Raw genomic sequence first — 16716 nt, 5'->3', positions numbered from 1 at the left:
GAAGACCATGATCGAACCCAATGCCTTCATCATCCCCAGCACCGTCGATAAAGATGGCGATCAGTACAGTACCGCGGTACTGACGCCTGAGGAGGATCAGCGCGAGAAAATCGTTCTGGCAAAGCCGTATGTGATTCCGATTCTCTTCATACCGGGAATCATGGGCACCAACTTGCGCAAGAAGGAAGGGAAATCAAGCGTCTGGAAACCCCCAAACGTCGATCTGCGTGGCGGGGCAGACTTGATCGTGCAACTGTTCAGCTATTTCTTCAAGAACACCGATGAGCGGGCCGATGATCTGGTGACTGAAACGGTTGAGATAGACCCCAGTGGGCCTATCGATGCGGGCGAAAGCGGCCTTCCGAAAAATGTGCTCGTAGCACGCGGTTGGGGCGCATTGATGCGCTCCAGCTACCACCCATTCATGGGGCAGTTGCAGAAGCTGCTCAATGATTTGGCCCGGTACGATTTCGATCGTTGCGAAGCGGACCTCAAGGGTTGGGCGGCAGAATCCGGTCTGGATTCGCCAAACGATTGGGGCGCCAACGAAGGCGATGCGCTGACCCGAGAAGAGATTCTGCACGCGGCCAACTATCAATTCGATATATGGGCAGGCGGCTACAACTGGCTGCAGAGCAACAAGGATTCGGGCACTGCCATCAAAGACCTGATCGAGAACACGATTCTGCCCTACTACAACGAAGGCAAACGCGTGACCGTCAAGGACACCCCAGACGGTGAGGGAAGCGACCAATGCAGTATCCAGCGCAGAAAGCCGAACAGGCCGATGGCGGAAAAAGTCATTGTCGTCACCCATTCGATGGGCGGGCTGGTCAGTCGTGCGCTGACCGAGATACATCAATGCGACAAGGTTTTGGGCGTGTCGCATGGGGTACAGCCAGCCACGGGGGCGCCTGCTACATACAAGCGCATGCGTGCGGGATTCGAGGGCGCTGAGAAGCTGTTCCTGGGCCGCCACGCCGCCGACGTGGTGGCAATCCTCTCGCAAGCTCCCGGTGGGCTCGAACTGTTGCCAACGGCTGATTACAACGACGGCAAGCCTTGGCTTTATGTACGGGATAAAAAGGGAAATGAATTGATGCCGCCTTTGCCGGCCAACGGAGATCCCTATTCGGAGATCTATTTGTCGTCGGCGTGGTACGGGCTTGTGCCTGAGCACAATTTGGCGTTGATGAATACGCCGAGCACGGCGCTGCAGAACCATGAAGTGCAAGAGGATGATTCCCCTCACCGGAGATTAAGGACGCTGATCACCAGCGTTAAGCTATTCCACAGTGAGATTGAGAAAAAATATAAATCACCGACCTATGCCCACTATGGAGCGCAGGCTGGGCGTGACAAAAGCAAGGACGCTGGCGGGCTGTTCGGCACCGGACTGATGGCTGCCACTGATCGCATGACATGGGGCGAAGTGTCATGGGAAAGCAACGAGATACTGGATCTCGATACGGTAGCAATGACTGTGTTGCAGGACGACGGCAAAGGGACCCTTAGAACGAGCAAAGGTACCGTCCTAAAAATAGCCGATCCTGATTGCCCCGGCGATGGCACTGTACCACTGTACTCGGGGGAGGCTCCTGGCAAAGCCGGGATTGCAATGAACTTTGCGCATGGACAGGGTAGTCCAGGGCAGAGCAATGAATACTTTTGCTATGACCATCAGGGAAGTTACGGTGACAAACACAGGCGATCGCTTTTTGCAACCATGTATGCAGTGATCAAGATCGCTCAACAGGCCAATTGGCATAAGAAGGGGAACCAATGAAAGAGGCATGGAGAACGCGAGCAATCGGCCGGCACTTGGTGGACATTCCCGGGAACGCCAAGACGGTTGAAACCTATGCGTTCAACAAGAGAAAGATTAAGCCTTTGTTGGATATCCATAGTCAGGAGGAGTACGAGAAATTTCTCGCTCAGAAAGAAATATCACTGCGTGAGGCAAAGCACAGAAAGTTCGGCACCTTGTTCCTTGAGAGCGTGCATCATTCGAACAAGGCTGTGACATTCATATCCTGGGATAACACTGATGTCGAGGAGAGGTACAAAGCTTTCGTATTTGATACTTATTTTTGTGCTGATAACCGTTTCCTTGGCTACTCAGGGGAGATATCACAAGACCGCAAATCGGCAGCTTTGGTGACCATTGAGGAGCTGTCTGGGAAATGGCGCCAGATTTTGGATGGGGAAGTGCCGGAAGGCATCGGTTTCGTAGTCGATGATGCGGTCCTCGCTGAAGATCGATTCAATTCGGAAAGTTGGCGTATGACCATCCAGTTGCATGCCAAGCCAGATGTCTTTTTCGAGCTCACATCGTATGCGCGACGTCGCGTAGCGCCTGGATTGCGCGAACGTGCCGGTGGCATCGTAGCCGGCCTGCTTGGCACAGTGGCAGGATTTGCGCGCCTGCGCGACCGCGCGCGACCGGTTGGGCCGATACAGGCCGACGAGATCTTGCTGGCAAGTACGCAGGACGGAAAGCGCGGCTATGGTTTCAAATGGGAAGCTCCCGGGAAGGAGTACTCGCTGGCAGAACCCAATCTCAATGCCTCGTTGAGGGTCGGAGAAAGTGCCTACGCCACCAACAGGGAGTCCTTTGCCACCGATGAAGAAGCGCTGGAATTGTGGGATGCCGTGATTGATTCCATTCGTCTACGTCCGGGTGCCGTATGAGGTTCGCTTCTAATCGTCCTGAAGCCCCATCGCAAGGCGAGCATTGGGGTACGCGGCAGCTTCATGGGTCTCATCAAGGAATGAAGCGGGGATGGAAGACGCGAGCAATCGGTCGGCATTTGGTGGATATCCCCGAGAGTGCTAAGACAATCGAGAGCTATACGTTCTATCAGGACAAGATCAAGCCGCTGTCCGAAATCCGAGGCCAAGAAGAGTACAAGCAATTGATTTCTGAGCGGGAAAGGATACTGCGAGCGGCCGAACATGAACAATTCGGTAGCATGTTTGTGGAGCGTGTGGAGTATGCGAACGGCTCCGTTACGCTCATTTCATGGAATAAGCCGACCGGCGAAATCTGCTACGAATTTGAGACTTACTTTCGGGCCGGGAATCGCTATCTGAGCTCCATCGGAGAAGTGTCGCGAAACTTCAAGGCTGCGGCGTTGCAGACTTACGCGGAGTTGGCTCGAGAGTGGCGCCAAACTCCAAATGGGGAAATACCGGAAGGCATCGGTTTCGTTGTCGATGATGCGATTCTTGCGGAGAAACGATTCAATCCGGAAAGCTGGCGTATGGTCATCCAGTTGCATGGCAAGCCAGATGTCTCTTTCGAGCTCACATCGTATGCGCGACGTCGCGTAGCGCCTCGCTTGCGGGAACGTGCCGGTGGCATCGTAGCCGGCATGCTTGGCATAGTGGCGGGATTTGCGCGCCTGCGCGATCGCGCACGACCAGTTGGGCCGATCCAGGCCGACGAGATCCTGCTGGCAAGTACCCAGGACGGAAAGCGTGGCTATGGTTTCAAATGGGAAGCTCCCGGGAAGGAATACTCGTTGGCAGAGCCCAATCTCAACGCCTCGCTCAGAGTCGGAGAAAGTGCCTACGCCACCAACAGGGAATCCTTTGCCACTGACGAAGAAGCGCTGGAATTGTGGGATGCCGTGATTGGTTCCATTCGTCTACGTCCGGGTGCCGCATGACACCTTCAACTATGCCGCCAACAATTTTCGGGTTGCCTCTTAGAGTTTAGTGCACGTAGGTGCAGAGGACTCAGCACTCAAGATGGCACGAGAAGGCGAGACCATGAAACGAGGATGGAGAACGCGAGCGATCGGCCGGCACTTGGTGGATATTCCCCGGGAACGCCAAGACGGTTGAGACTTATGTATTCAACGAGGTAAAGATCCAACCGTTGTTGGATATCCATAGTCAGCAGGAATACGAGAGATTTCTCGCTCAGAAGGAGATGTCGCTGCGTGCGGCAAAGCATCAAGAATTTGGTGCTTTGTTTATCGAACGCGTGCATCACTCGAACAAGGCTGTGACTTTCATATCCTGGGATAATTCTGACTCCGAGGGGAAGTACAAAGCTTTCGTGTTTGATACCTATTTTTGCGCTGATAACCGTTTCCTTGGTTACTCAGGGGAAGTAGCGCAAGAACTCAAATCGGCGGCTTTGGTTACCATTGAAGAGCTGTCTGGAAAATGGCACCAGCTCTCGGATGGGGAAATGCCGGAAGGCATTGGTTTCGTAGTCGATGATGCGATTCTCGCTGAAGAAAGATTCAACGCGGAAAGTTGGCGTATGACTATCCAACTGCATGGCAAGCCAGATGTGTCCTTCGAGCTCACATCGTTTGCGCAAGATCGGGTGGGACCGGGCCTGCGCGAACGCGCCGGCGGCGTAGTTGCCGGCCTGCTTGGCACGGTGGCGGGATTTGCGCGCCTGCGCGACCGCGCACGACCGGTCGGGCCAATCCAGGCCGACGAGATCCTGCTGGCGAGTAATCAGGACGGAAAACGCGGCTATGGTTTCAAATGGGAGGCGCCCGGCAAGGAGGAATCCCTGGCAGAGCCCAATCTCAACGCCTCGCTCAGAGTCGGAGAAAGTGCCTACGCCACCAACAGGGAATCCTTTGCCACTGACGAGGAAGCGTTGGAATTATGGGATGCCGTGATTGATTCCATTCGTCTACGTCCGGGTGCCGTATGAAGCGTCCGACCAAACCACCGATAGTCGTGGGATCGCCTCTCAGAATGCGGCCCACATGGTTGCAGCCGGGGCAACAGGGAAACTGGCACGAGAGGGCAAATCCATGAAGCGGGGATGGAGGACACGAGCGATTGGCCGGCACTTGGTGGACGTCCCCGGAGACGCCAAGACGGTTGAGACTTATGCCTTCAACAAGGTGAAGATCCAACCGTTGTTGGATATCCATAGTCAGGAAGACTACGAGAACCTTATCGCCCAGAAGGAAGTATCGCTGCGCAATTTAAAGACGAGGGAGCTAAATAGTTTATTCATTGAAAGTGTGCAGCATGCTAACGACGCTGTGACACTGATATCTTGGGACAAAACGGATGCTGAGGAGCAGTATAAGTTTTTTGTGTTTGACACGTATTTTCGCGCTAATAATCGATTTATTAGTTATTCCGGAGAGGTTTCGCAGGATAAAAAATCGATAGCTTTGGCCACACGTGAGGAACTGTCTCGCGAGTGGCAGCAGATACCAAATGGGACAATCCCAAGGGGTATCGGCTACGTAGTCGATGACGCAATTCTAGTAGATAACGATTTCAATCCGGAAAGCTGGCGCATGGTCATCCAGCTGCATGGCAAGCCAGATGTCTCTTTCGAGCTCACATCATATGCGCGACGTCGCGTAGGGCCTGGCTTGCGCGAACGTGCCGGTGGCATCGTAGCCGGCCTGCTTGGCACGGTGGCGGGATTTGCGCGCCTGCGCGACCGCGCGCGACCGGTTGGGCCGATCCAGGCCGACGAGATACTGCTGGCAAGCACGCAGGAAGGAAAGCGCGGCTATGGTTTCAAATGGGAAGCGCCCGGGAAGGAGTACTCGCTGGCAGAACCCAATCTCAACGCCTCGTTGAGGGTCGGAGAAAGTGCCTACGCCACCAACAGGGAATCCTTTGCCACCGACGAAGAAGCGTTGGAATTATGGGATGCGGTGATTGATTCCATTCGTCTACGTCCGGGTGCCGTATGACGCCGTCGACCATGCCGCCAACAATTCTCGGGCTGAATCTTTGGGTTTCGTGCACATGGGTGCGGAGGACTCAGCACGCAAGATGGCACGAGAAGGCGAAATCATGAAACGAGGATGGAGAACGCGAGCGATCGGGCGGCACTTGGTGGACATCCCCGAGAACGCCAAGATGATCGAGACTTACTCCTATAACAAAGTCAAGGTTAGGCCGTTACTTGAGATCCGACATCAAGAGGAATACGAGGCCCTTATTGCCGGGAGGGAGCAGTCGTTACGTGAAACGACGTCGACCATACACCACAGTCTACTCATCGAACGCGTATCGCATTCGAACGGTGGAGTGACGTTGATTTCCTGGCCGGAATCCGGCTCGGAGGAGCGGTATCAGCCTTACGTTTTTGACACTTATTTTCGAGCAGATGCCCGATACCTTAGCTACTCTGGAAAAGTCTCGAAGAGTCGGAAGTCCACTGCTTTGGCTACGCGTGAGGAAATGTCTCGTGGGTGGCATAAAATTCCCAGCGGGGACATTCCAAAAGGTATCGGCTACGTGGTCGATGACGCAATTCTCGTAGATAACGATCTCAACCCCGAAAGCTGGCGTATGGTCATCCAGTTGCATGGCAAACCAGACGTTTTCTTCGAACTCACGTCGTATGTGCAATATCGCGTGGGACCGGGCTTGCGCGAACGTGCCGGTGGCATCGTAGCCGGCCTGCTCGGCGTGGTGGCGGGATTTGCACGTCTGCGCGACCGCGCGCGACCGGTCGGGCCCATCCAGGCAGACGAGATTCTGCTGGCAAGCACGACGGACGGGAAACGCGGCTACGGGTTCAAATGGGAGGCCCCCGGCAAAGAAGAATCCCTGGCAGAACCCAATCTCAACGCCTCGCTCAGGGTTGGAGAAAGTGCTTACGCCACCAACAGGGAATCCTTTGCCACCGATGAAGAGGCGCTGGAATTGTGGGATGCCGTGATTGATTCGATTCGTCTACGTCCAGGTGCCGTATGAGGCTTACCTCTCGCCGTCTGCCACCGACTTGGGGTGTCGGCCAATACCACCGACTTCTCCGAGCAAAACGCTATGACAACACGCTATGACATTGTGAGAGGCGACCCGACGACTGCTGGTGGCAAGGTCGAAGGTGGCACGGCCGACGACATCGTTGGAAACCGGGAACAAGCCTACGAGGGTGATCCCGTCTGGTGCCCGGTGTGCAAGACCATGGGCGTCATTGTCTGCAGTGACCCCAGATTGCCTACGACAGGCCCCGATGGCCGCGAGGCTGCCTTGAGCGACGATCTGTGCGTCTGCAAATGTCAGCCCAGTCCCCTCCTGATTCCCACGCAGTACACCTCCGGCATGGACATATAGCCGGCCGGGGAGACACCATCATCGCTTCCTCCGCACGTCCCCCGGGCCATCCGCACCCTCAATACGGCGGATTCACGACCACGTACTGCGACCCCTGCGACTGGTACCACGTTCCGCCGCATTGCTGGTACACCATGCCGCCGTAGTTGACCGGCATGCAGTTTGGCGGCACGGAGCGCACCATCGATCCGACCACGGCCGAGGTCACGGCGACGGTGGCGGTGACGGCTGCCGCCGTGGCTACCGGGTGATAGTCGTTGTCCCAGCCGCAGCAGCCGCCGTGATTGTCGACGTTGACGTTCACGTTGCGGTTCGAGTTGATGTTGACGTTGCGACTGGCGTTGACACTGTTGACGCTGTTGCTGCGGACGTTGTTGGTCCGCACGTCGGCGCGGCTGTTGTTGACCTGGCGGGCGCCGCCGCCGGCATGGGCGCCCACATTGCCGCCGCCGCGTCCGCCTGCCATATGGCCGCCTCCGCCCCCGGGACGCGCTTCAGCGCTGGGCACCCACCCCGACGCGGCCAGTACCAGGCCCGTCACGCCAACCATCCATAGCTTGCCGATTGCGTATGTCATCGCGGGCTCCTCAGCGGTTCTTCAGGGGAACGAACTCCGCGGGCCTGGCGCCCGGCGGCGGCGTGAACGCGAACGTGGCGTTGCCAAACTTCGGATTCAGGTTCCACTTGTAGTACGTGATCGATTGCGGGCGAGCCTCGTCCGCGCGATTCGTGATGACGAGCTTGCGCGGCAGCGGGCGCGGGCCGGTGGAGATCCAGATCTGCCAGTCGAACTGGCCTTGCCGGAAGGCGTAGTGGTCGCACAGATCGCCGGCAATGAAGTCCTGCCCGGCGTTCATCGCCGACTGAATGTTGTCGGTCGGCGCCGCCGGCGTGCCCCACAGGAACAGGTCCGCGGACGGCACCTCGATGCCATAGCGCTCGCTCAGCCGGTCGATCAGCGTGTTCAGGTTGTCGCTGAACTGTGCCTGTGAGTAGAACTTCTGCTCGGGCTGGTAGAGCGTCACGGTCTTGCCGTCGTAGATCAGGTCGCGTTGCAGCCGGGCGCTGCGCATCTGCGCCCGCAGCTTGTTCGGACGCACGACATCGAGATCGGCGATGGCCGTGTGCTGCAGCTTCTGGCCGTCCTGCAGTACCCGCTCGCCGGTCAGGCTGATGCCCACTTCGAACTGTTTCAGTGACTGCAGGCTGGCGCCCATGTCCTGCAACGCCTTGATGACGGCCGGGTCCACCGCATTGGCATCGGGCTGCGCCGGCGTGTACTGTGCCGGCGACGGTCTCGCGGCCGGCGCGCTGGCTGGCGCGGCGGTGGGGGCGGGCGGGGTGTTGCTGCAGGCCGTCAGCATGACAGCCAGGAAACCGAGTACCGGTAGGCGTTTCATGGGCTAACTCCAGTCGATAGACAGCAATGGGTGGCGAACCAGGGGGCGGGCATGCCGGCCGCCGTCATGCATCCAGCGGGGCAGTCCGTTCGGGCAGCGCCCCAGCAACAGTCGCCTGAATCGCTCACGGCGCGCGGATCACGGCCACGATATGGAGTGCCCGAAAAAGAAGATGGTCGGCGGCAACATCTTCATGAATTCGTGCTTCCGGGTTGCCGTAACGTGGCTCATGGCGCGTTTCCGCGGATTATTGGGCCTGGCTCAGCTTCGGCATCTTGTATTTGCCGTTGACCACGGACGCGCCGGGCATGTAGACGCGGAAACAGGTCCAGAACGGCGCCGTGGGCATAATCAGTTCATTGGCATGCTTGCCCTTGCCGAACTCACTTTCGGGGACGTAGTAGATGTCGAAGGTCTTGCCGTCCGGATTAAGCTTGATTTCCGAATTGCTGATGGTCGACCCCTTGTCGGTCTTCAGATACTGGTCGTCGCCGTAGACCGTCATCGAGTAAAAGCCAAGCTTGGGGTCCACCTGGTCTGGCACGCGATAGGTGGCCTTGTACGTCTTGCTCTTGTCGACTTCGTGTTTTTCGGTCAGGTAGACGGCGTCCTTGTCGGGCAGCAGTCCCGTGGCGATCGATACTCCACGATTACGCGCTTCCAGCGACACCGGGTGGGCGGAGGTGCCCATCGTCCCCTTCACGCCCTGTTTCTGCGCCTGCGCGACATATTTGTCCCGGACTTTCTCGAACGACTTCATGTCCCAGTTGGTGACCTTGAATTCTTTGGGCTTGTAGCCATTCCAGATATTCGATCTTCAGTTCGTCCTGAAACTGGTTGACCTTCTGGACGTCGGCCGGATCCTTGTCGTTGATCTGCATGCGCACGTTGGCATAGAAGAAATCGCTCGATTTCGACTTGGGAATCACGTAGCGCCCCGGCCCGTAGAACACCTTGTACGTGGTGTGGTCGTGATTGACGATGTGCAGCGACATATACCGCCCGTCATTTTTCGGCAGGGTAATGGCGACGTCTCCGCCCCCGTCCAGCACGGCGAACGAATACACGGTGTCACGGTTCATCAGCGGCGCGGGCTGCTCGGACAACGCCATGGTCTTGCGATGGTGATGCCAGGTATTGGTCGCCCCCTGCTCGACTTCCTTCTGCATGGCGAAATCGGTCATCGCACGGGCGAAGTTCTTGTCGGTCACGATAACCGGCTTGTCCTTGTCCTGCGCGGTCGCGGACCCAATGGCCCCGGCGGCCAGCAGGAATGCCAGGACAACCTTCGAGAGACGGCTTGCGGTTTTCATTCATTCACTCCTTCGGAGGACGATATGTCTTGGAATCGGATCAGGCTATTTGGGAAACAGCAGCGTGATGACCGCGCGTCCGCCCCAGCCATGCGGGCCCGTCGTGGGCGAATCGGCCCAGTAGGTGGCAAAAACGCCCAGGCTGACGGGCCGGCCTTCGATCTTGACGAGTTTGCTGACGCCAGCGTGGATCGGCACGCTCCACTGCGCCTGCTTCCAGTCGTAGCTCGATTCGGTGTTCAACGTGTAGGTCCAGGCCGTGGGCGTGGTGTACGACAGGAACGGCTGCAGGAACGTACTGCTGATAGCCGGCCGGCCGTTGTCGCCCGCCACGGACCAGATATGGTTGCCCAGGGCGCCGTAGGTCCAGGGCCCGTGCTGGATCAGCCCGACCGCCGTCGGCCCCAGGCCCCACTTGCGGCCGCTCAACTGGTTCTCGGTGCCCGTGGGCAGCAGGATGGCCGGCCCGACGCCCCAGATCAGCCCGCCGGCCGTCGGCGTCTTCGGCGAGAAGAACGCGCTCTGCAACGTGTCGCCAAGCCCGGTCTGCGTCCCCGATCCGGGCGTAACCGACGACTGGTGCGTCACGGGAAGAATTGTCCGGGAAATCAGGTTCCAGTCCGCATTGAGCGAAATCGGCACCACCGGCTGGAAGTTCATCGTCAGCCGGTCGCCGTCATGCGCCGGCCCGATCCCGCGGTCGTAATTGAACTGAAACGGCACGCTGATCAGGGCCGCGACGGGATTGCTGAGCTTCTTGGCCAGATCGGCGGAGTCTTCGGCAAAGGTGGGGGCGGCGGCCGAGAGGAGTGGCAGCGCGGTGCTACAGACAGTGATGTGACGAATAAGGCGGCCAGAAGACCGGCGCAGCGGCGGTGAACTCAGAAATCCCGACATACATTTTCCAGGCGGCGGATCGCCACGTCGGCAGATCCGAACTCGTATCCTTTCGCTTGTGGGGAAGGGGCGGAAGTGAATTGTTTCGGTGGGCGGATCTAAATTACTTCGGACTTCTCAGCAAAAACGGCCTTGGCACGCCTGGTCGAACCGACTGTCCGCAATCAATGCCGTAACATTCCGTCAGGCAGAATCGGCCGCTCCGCACAATGAATCCAGCCCGTAACAGGTTTGTAATAGTACGGATGCAGATACAATCCTGCCCTGCCAAAAATATCCAAAAACAAGGGTTGGAGTGCTATTCACCTCGTTCGCGTTCGTTTTCGCGTATCTGCCAATTGTCCTGGCGGGCTTCTTTCTGCTGGGCCGGATTCACCGCGGCCTGGCCGCCGGCTGGCTGGCGGCAGCTTCCGTGTTCTTCTACGGGTACTGGAGCCTGAAGCACGTTCCATTGCTTCTGGGCTCTATCGCTTTCAACTACGCCGTCGGCTACGCCATCACGCGCCTGGGGTCGCCGTGGGCGAAGCGGGCCCTGGTCTTCGGGATCGTCGCGGACCTCGGGCTGCTGGCTTATTACAAGTACGCCAACTTCTTCCTGTTGCAGGTGATCAACCCGCTGGGCGGCCATGCCCATGCGCTCAACATCATCCTTCCGATTGGCATTTCATTCTTCACCTTCACGCAGATTGCGTTCCTGGTGGATGCCTGGAAGGGCAAGGCGCGCGAATTCAACTTCGTCCGCTACCTGCTGTTTGTCACCTGGTTCCCGCACCTCATTGCCGGTCCCGTGCTGCACCACGGGCAGATGATGCCGCAGTTCGCCGACCCCGCTGTCTACCGGATACGGTCGCGCGATCTTGCGGTCGGCGTCTTGCTATTCACGATCGGCATGAGCAAGAAGCTGCTGATTGCCGACCCGATCAGCCACTACGCAGATGCGGCTTTTGCGACTGCCGCGCACGGCAATCCGGTCGGGATGGTGGGCGCCTGGGCCGGCGCGCTGGCCTACACGTTCCAGATCTACTTCGATTTTTCGGGCTATTCGGACATGGCGGTGGGCTTGTCGATGCTGTTCGGCATCCGGTTGCCCATCAACTTCAACTCGCCATACAAGGCCCACAACATCATCGAGTTCTGGCGCCGCTGGCATATGACGCTGTCGCAGTTCCTGCGCGACTATCTCTATATCCCGCTTGGCGGCAACCAGCACGGTCAGGTTCGCCGGTACTTCAACCTGCTGGCCACCATGGTGCTCGGCGGCCTGTGGCACGGGGCGGCGTGGACTTTCATTGCCTGGGGCGCCATTCATGGCGGGCTGCTCTGCGTGAACCACGGGTTCCGGTGGGTGGTCGGTCGGCTAGGCATGGAGGGTCGGGTGCCACAGACGCTGGCGCGTGCCGCCGGCGTGGCGCTCACTTTCGTGAGCGTCGTCGTGGCGTGGGTCTATTTCCGTGCTCCGGGCATGGAGACGGCGAACTCCTTGCTGGCGGCAATGGCGGGGCTGGCGGCGGAGGCGCAATGGGGCGATGTGTTCAAGACCAGCCCCGTCGCTTTCGCGGGCTATCTCTTTGTCTCGTGCGCCATCGTGTGGCTGTTCCCGAATGCCTATGAGTTCATTGACTTGCTTGAGACCCGCGCAAGCGTGAAAGACGCCGAGGGCGCGCGCGTCGTCCGCATGTTGTTCGTCGGCGGGGCCGCCGTGGTGGCGGTTGTGCTGTCCGCCAGCCTGCTGACTCAGTTCGGCACCAATGTCATAAGCCCGTTCCTCTATTTCCAGTTCTGACATGAAAAGCACGCGATTGTTTGTCCTGTCGTTCGCGCTGGCCATGGCAGTGCTGGCGGTCGCCTATTACGCCCTGTTCCGGTATCAATTCGGGGCGCCGATTCTGGCGTCCTACGACGTGGAGAACTGGGCCCGCCTGAAAAGCAGAATCTCGGACCGGACACCGGGACACCGGGTGCTCGTGGCGGGTGACTCGAACGTGCTGTTCGGTTTCGATAGCGAACTGGCCGAGAAGAGCCTGGGTCGTCCCGTCATCAACATGGGGCTGCATGCCGGCCTGCCGCTCGACTGGATCCTCAGCATGGCTGTCCGCAATGCGCGGGCCGGTGACGTAGTCGTATTGCCGCTGTGGTGGGGGTACTACGCCTTCGACTACCGGGAGCCCAATGACTGGTTCGTTGACCAGATGGTGGCATGGGATGGCCGTTACTACGACGCGCTACCGCCGCTGCGCAAGCTGCAGTATGTCTCCGCGGTGTCGGTGCCTGCGCTCTATCGCAACATCGTCGCAAAGGAGGACAGCGCGAGGCTGCTGAAGGAGCATCCCTGGCGCAAGCTCGATGACGAGGCTACCGCGATGAAGAAGTGGGACGAGGTGGCAGCGCAGACGAAGGAGTTCTCGTACTCGTACCTCAACATGACCGGTCATGGGGATATGAGAAACACCTGCGAAAGCAATGTCGCGCCCATCACGAGCCAGTATGACGTTCCCGCCGACGGCAAGATCCATCCAGCAAGCCTGCGCTTTGTCCTGGATTTCGTGGCGACGATGCGCGCGCGCGGCGTGGCCGTCTACGTGTTCCCGCCCGTGATGCTGGACGACGATTACACCCGGAACCCGGTCTTCCAGCGTGCCATCCATACCCTCTGGTCCGGCCTGCAGAAGGCGGGGCTGGAAACCGTCGGCGCACCGTTCGACTACACCTTTCCCAAGTCGGCTTTCTTCAATACCGGCCTGCATCTCAATTGCGGCAGTGCCCCCGAGCGGACCAACCGCATGGTCCGGGCATTGCGCCAGCGTCTTGGTGCACCTGCCGGGGCGCAGAACGACGGCTAGATACCAGGCCGACCATCCCTAACCGCACAGATTCATATCGTAAAACTACTGCAATGTAAGCGAACCGGTACAATTCAGGCATACACATCCGGAGATACGTTTTGTCCGTCATTGTTGCCTGCTCGGCTGGCGCCGTGGCGCTGGCCGCGGTCAGCCTGTGCGCGTTAGTCGACTTTGTGATCGCGGCACGAAAGAGATAACCATGCTGCCGTACATTGCCGCGCTGACCCTGTTCTGGGGCGGTGCAACCATCGCGTTGTTCCGGAAACGCACCGATTTTCTGCTGCTTTGCGTCGTCTTCGTCGCCTTCGTATTACTGGCCGGCACCCGTTACGAAACGGGTTTCGACTGGCCCGTATATGAACTTGCGCTCAGCGAGGCGCCCACGCTTGTCGACCTCTTCAACGGCGCGGTCTTGCAGGACACCGTCCGGCTGATGGAGCCGCTGTTCCTGCTTCTGCTTTCGACGCTGAAATCGTTCGACGCCGACATCCAGACGCTGTTTTTCGTGGTGGCGCTGTTCAATGGCGCGGTACTGATCCGGTTCTTCCAGTACACCCGCACCAATATAGCGGTCGGTCTCGCCATTTACTTCAGCTGGGCCTATCTGGTAGTCCAGATGGTCGTGATCCGGCAGTCGCTGGCCGTCTCCTTCCTGATGCTGGCCATCATGGCCTTCGACCGGCGCCGGCTGGCAAGGGCCGCGCTCTGGCTGGCCATGGGCACGTTCATCCAGTACTCGCTGCTGCTGTTCCTGCCCATCTTCTTCACGGCGATCTGGCGCCGCCTGCTGGCGTGGCGTTACTGGATCGTCGGCGGGCTGACACTGGTGCTGCTGTCGGGCATCAGCATGTTCTGGATGCTGCAGGCCATCGCGGGCCTGATTCCCAATGCGTTCATCGCCGGCAAACTCGCCGGCTATGCCGCGCTGGCCCCGTCACCCGGATTCAGTGTGACGGCCGCGGCGTACTTCGTGCTGCACACGGCGATCTTCCTGTTCCTGAGCCGGACCTACGACCCCTCATCGCGCATCGAGACGGTCCTGATCGGTTCCATGATGATGATGGTGATCGCCCAGGCACTGATCCCGGAATGGCCGCTGCTGTGGAACCGCTTGCACTATTTCGTGATCGTGGCGCAGATCGTCATGCTGGCACGGCGCTGGCACACGCTGCCGCAGGTCCGCATGCGGGTGGAGTACCTCGCCGTGTATGGCCTGAGCCTGGCGGTATTCGCCAAGCTCATCCTCTGGCCGGGGATGGAGCCCTATCTGCCGTACCAGTCCTACCTGGAGCAAGCCTGGACCGGCTATGCCGGCGATGGCCGGCAGCGGGCGGAAGACTACTACCTGCATTTCAACGAGGCGCTGCGCATGGAGCGGATCGAAAGCGGCAGCCTGGTGCCGGAGGAAGGGTCAACCGGGCAACTGTTCGCTTCACCTGACCTGGCACGATAGGTCGCCATCCTCTGTCGCAGCCTCCCGCTTGCGGAACAGCATCAGGGCGCCCCACAGCAACGTTGCCGCGGCGGCCCCGATGAACGCGCATATCGGCATCGATTCCTTCAGGGGATGCGCGGCCACGCTGACCGGCGCAATGGCCCGCGTGTTGAACGTGCGCATCGGAGAAAGCTGATCGCGCAACTCGTCGCGCCGCTTGCGTAGCAGTTCGACCTCGCGGCCATTGGCGGACAGCAAAATGGCCAGCCTGACGTCCGGCGTGGAGCGGGCGGAATCCATGATCTTCTGGCGCGCCGCCTGTGCGGCCGCCAGCTCGGCTTCGGCGCCAGCAAGCGCCTTCTCCCGGAACGCCCGGGCCTTGGCCAGGTCTTCGGCATGCTCCCGCTGCAGGACGCCGACCACTGTCTCGGCCAGCACACGGGCGTCCTGGGCCGAGTGGCCCTGAACCCTCACCGTGATGATGTCCGACCCCCGCGCCTTTTCGGCGCGCAGCGTCTTGCGGAACAGCCTGGCGTCGACGTGGGTTTGTGCCGGGACGGCGCGCAGGACGTCGTCGGCAAAGTCGGGAATATTGATGCGATGCGTGACCGTGTCCGGATCCATCAGCGCCATGCCCGTGCCGACCTGCGGCAACTGGATGGCCAGCGAGGCGGGCCATCGTTCCGGCGACATGGCGCCATACAGCGCACCTGCCAGTCCTCCAGCCGCTGCCATCGCCGCCAGCAGGCGAACTGCGCTACGGTACCTATGCGGGGGCGCCCCGGCCTGCGTCATATGCGAATACGGTTCTGAACTTGCGAGCAACAGAATCTACCACAGGGGTGGTCGGCAACCGCCTTTGCCCCCCATTTCCCCCAATCCGAATCCCACAACCCGCTATGATGTAGCCCGCACGCCGCAGCCGCGGCGGGCGAGTCTTCTTTCCTGCCCATCCATGCGATTGTTCCGGACGCCCGCGCGCTGGTTGCCAGCGCCTGCCATGTTCGCCGCAGCCTTTGCGCTGGCGGCGCAGCCGGCGTCCGATCCGGCCTTGAACGATACCTCCGGCTGCACCGCGCTGATCGATATCGTCCAGGAGAGCCTGCGCGGCGAGATCGACGTGGTTTGTCCCAAGGACACCCGGGAAGCCTGCGAGGCCAAGAATGGCCAGGTGCGGGCGTTGCTGGACATCATCGACCAGCGCCGCAAGCGCAAGGCCGACGAGTGCGAGACGCTGGTCCAGGTGAACCGGCTGCTGCGGACGCTGCCGCCCAAGAGCTGACCCGCCCTGGGTCAGTGGCTCATCTTCGAGAAAAGCTGGATCACGGCCACGCCGGCGATGATCAGCGCGATGCCGACCACCGCCGCCAGGTCGGGCACCTGGCGGTACAGCACCACGGCGATCAGCGTGACCAGCACGATGCCCGCGCCCGACCAGATCGCATAGGCCACGCCCACCGGCACGGTCTTCATCACCTGCATCAGCAGCCAGAACGCGGCGGCGTAGCCGGCCACCACCAGCACGCTGGGCCAGAGCCGCGTGAAATTCTCGGCGGCCTTGAGGCTGCTGGTGGCGATGACTTCGGCGACGATGGCCAGGGCGAGGAGGACGTATCCGTTCATGGCTGGGGCGAGGGAAGGGCGGCGAAACAGGGAAGGGCGAAGCCGGCGGGCGGCAGTCATCGCCAAAAGCGATCGATACGCCGCCCGGAACGCCTATTATGCAAGACGCTCCGGCCCGGGCCCCTTCGCACGGC

General features: G+C 59.8%; 18 protein-coding genes. 11 read left to right on the top strand and 7 right to left on the bottom strand.

What is annotated here, in order from left to right; genetic code table 11:
• The first annotated feature begins 7 nt into the window (after positions 1-7).
• From EPAKOI_RS11195 to EPAKOI_RS11165, 7 genes are all read left to right on the top strand, one after another.
• Positions 8-1786 carry a hypothetical protein gene (locus EPAKOI_RS11195; RefSeq protein ID WP_423192226.1) on the top strand — a complete coding sequence of 593 codons (1779 nt, stop codon included), beginning with the start codon at positions 8-10 and terminating at the stop codon, positions 1784-1786.
• Positions 1783-2691: a T6SS immunity protein Tli4 family protein gene (locus tag EPAKOI_RS11190; RefSeq protein ID WP_423192225.1), complete on the top strand. Its 909-nt coding sequence runs from the start codon at positions 1783-1785 to the stop codon at positions 2689-2691. The genes EPAKOI_RS11195 and EPAKOI_RS11190 overlap by 4 nt, the downstream gene beginning before the upstream one ends.
• An 80-nt stretch (positions 2692-2771) precedes the next feature.
• Entirely contained in the window at positions 2772-3671 is a 900-nt protein-coding gene (locus EPAKOI_RS11185) for a T6SS immunity protein Tli4 family protein (RefSeq protein WP_423192224.1), read from the top strand.
• A gap of 212 nt (positions 3672-3883) precedes the next feature.
• Positions 3884-4684, top strand: a complete 801-nt coding sequence (locus EPAKOI_RS11180; protein ID WP_423192223.1) for a T6SS immunity protein Tli4 family protein — start codon at positions 3884-3886, stop codon at positions 4682-4684.
• Positions 4650-5696, top strand: coding sequence for a T6SS immunity protein Tli4 family protein (locus EPAKOI_RS11175; RefSeq protein WP_423192222.1), 1047 nt, complete (start codon positions 4650-4652; stop codon positions 5694-5696). Before EPAKOI_RS11180 ends, EPAKOI_RS11175 begins: the two co-directional genes overlap by 35 nt.
• On the top strand, positions 5662-6708 hold the full coding sequence (locus EPAKOI_RS11170) for a T6SS immunity protein Tli4 family protein (RefSeq protein ID WP_423192221.1): 1047 nt from the start codon (positions 5662-5664) through the stop codon (positions 6706-6708). The genes EPAKOI_RS11175 and EPAKOI_RS11170 overlap by 35 nt, the downstream gene beginning before the upstream one ends.
• A 72-nt stretch (positions 6709-6780) precedes the next feature.
• Complete coding sequence (locus EPAKOI_RS11165) at positions 6781-7071, top strand: PAAR domain-containing protein (protein ID WP_423192220.1); 291 nt, start codon at positions 6781-6783, stop codon at positions 7069-7071.
• A 58-nt stretch (positions 7072-7129) separates the two neighbouring features.
• Here EPAKOI_RS11165 and EPAKOI_RS11160 read toward each other — a convergent pair whose 3' ends face one another.
• From EPAKOI_RS11160 to EPAKOI_RS11140, 5 genes are all read right to left on the bottom strand, one after another.
• The gene (locus EPAKOI_RS11160; RefSeq protein ID WP_423192219.1) at positions 7130-7648 is read right to left on the bottom strand and encodes a hypothetical protein; all 519 of its coding nucleotides are present in this window, start codon (positions 7646-7648) and stop codon (positions 7130-7132) included.
• 10 nt (positions 7649-7658) lie between these two features.
• Positions 7659-8471, bottom strand: coding sequence for a DUF2092 domain-containing protein (locus EPAKOI_RS11155; protein ID WP_423192218.1), 813 nt, complete (start codon positions 8469-8471; stop codon positions 7659-7661).
• 247 nt (positions 8472-8718) lie between these two features.
• Positions 8719-9162: a DUF1214 domain-containing protein gene (locus tag EPAKOI_RS11150; protein ID WP_423192217.1), complete on the bottom strand. Its 444-nt coding sequence runs from the start codon at positions 9160-9162 to the stop codon at positions 8719-8721.
• Positions 9122-9784 (bottom strand): DUF1254 domain-containing protein, encoded by a 663-nt coding sequence (locus EPAKOI_RS11145; protein ID WP_423192216.1) that lies wholly within the window; start codon positions 9782-9784, stop codon positions 9122-9124. The genes EPAKOI_RS11150 and EPAKOI_RS11145 overlap by 41 nt, the downstream gene beginning before the upstream one ends.
• 45 nt (positions 9785-9829) lie before the next feature.
• The gene (locus EPAKOI_RS11140; RefSeq protein ID WP_423192215.1) at positions 9830-10507 is read right to left on the bottom strand and encodes a transporter; all 678 of its coding nucleotides are present in this window, start codon (positions 10505-10507) and stop codon (positions 9830-9832) included.
• 469 nt (positions 10508-10976) lie between these two features.
• Between EPAKOI_RS11140 and EPAKOI_RS11135 the strand changes: the two genes are divergently transcribed.
• From EPAKOI_RS11135 to EPAKOI_RS11125, 3 genes are all read left to right on the top strand, one after another.
• On the top strand, positions 10977-12464 hold the full coding sequence (locus EPAKOI_RS11135) for an MBOAT family O-acyltransferase (protein ID WP_423192214.1): 1488 nt from the start codon (positions 10977-10979) through the stop codon (positions 12462-12464).
• Between the two features lies 1 nt (position 12465).
• On the top strand, positions 12466-13521 hold the full coding sequence (locus EPAKOI_RS11130) for a hypothetical protein (protein WP_423192213.1): 1056 nt from the start codon (positions 12466-12468) through the stop codon (positions 13519-13521).
• 202 nt (positions 13522-13723) lie between these two features.
• Complete coding sequence (locus EPAKOI_RS11125) at positions 13724-14977, top strand: EpsG family protein (protein WP_423192212.1); 1254 nt, start codon at positions 13724-13726, stop codon at positions 14975-14977.
• Here EPAKOI_RS11125 and EPAKOI_RS11120 read toward each other — a convergent pair.
• Positions 14957-15754, bottom strand: a complete 798-nt coding sequence (locus tag EPAKOI_RS11120; protein WP_124683737.1) for a hypothetical protein — start codon at positions 15752-15754, stop codon at positions 14957-14959. The genes EPAKOI_RS11125 and EPAKOI_RS11120 overlap by 21 nt on opposite strands.
• Before the next feature lie 205 nt (positions 15755-15959).
• Between EPAKOI_RS11120 and EPAKOI_RS11115 the strand changes: the two genes are divergently transcribed.
• A complete protein-coding gene (locus EPAKOI_RS11115; protein WP_253699803.1) occupies positions 15960-16241 on the top strand; it encodes a hypothetical protein in 282 nt (93 codons plus the stop codon).
• Positions 16242-16252: 11 nt separating this feature from the next.
• Here the strand turns inward: EPAKOI_RS11115 and EPAKOI_RS11110 are convergent, their stop codons facing one another.
• A complete protein-coding gene (locus tag EPAKOI_RS11110; RefSeq protein WP_124683738.1) occupies positions 16253-16582 on the bottom strand; it encodes a DMT family transporter in 330 nt (109 codons plus the stop codon).
• Between the last annotated feature and the right edge of the window lie 134 nt (positions 16583-16716).

Origin of the sequence: Cupriavidus sp. H18C2 (assembly GCF_049393795.1) — a bacterium.
GTDB classification, from domain to species: Bacteria; Pseudomonadota; Gammaproteobacteria; order Burkholderiales; family Burkholderiaceae; genus Cupriavidus; species Cupriavidus pauculus_C.
Note: the sequence above shows the minus strand (reverse complement) of the source record. Positions and strands in the feature narration are given on the sequence as shown.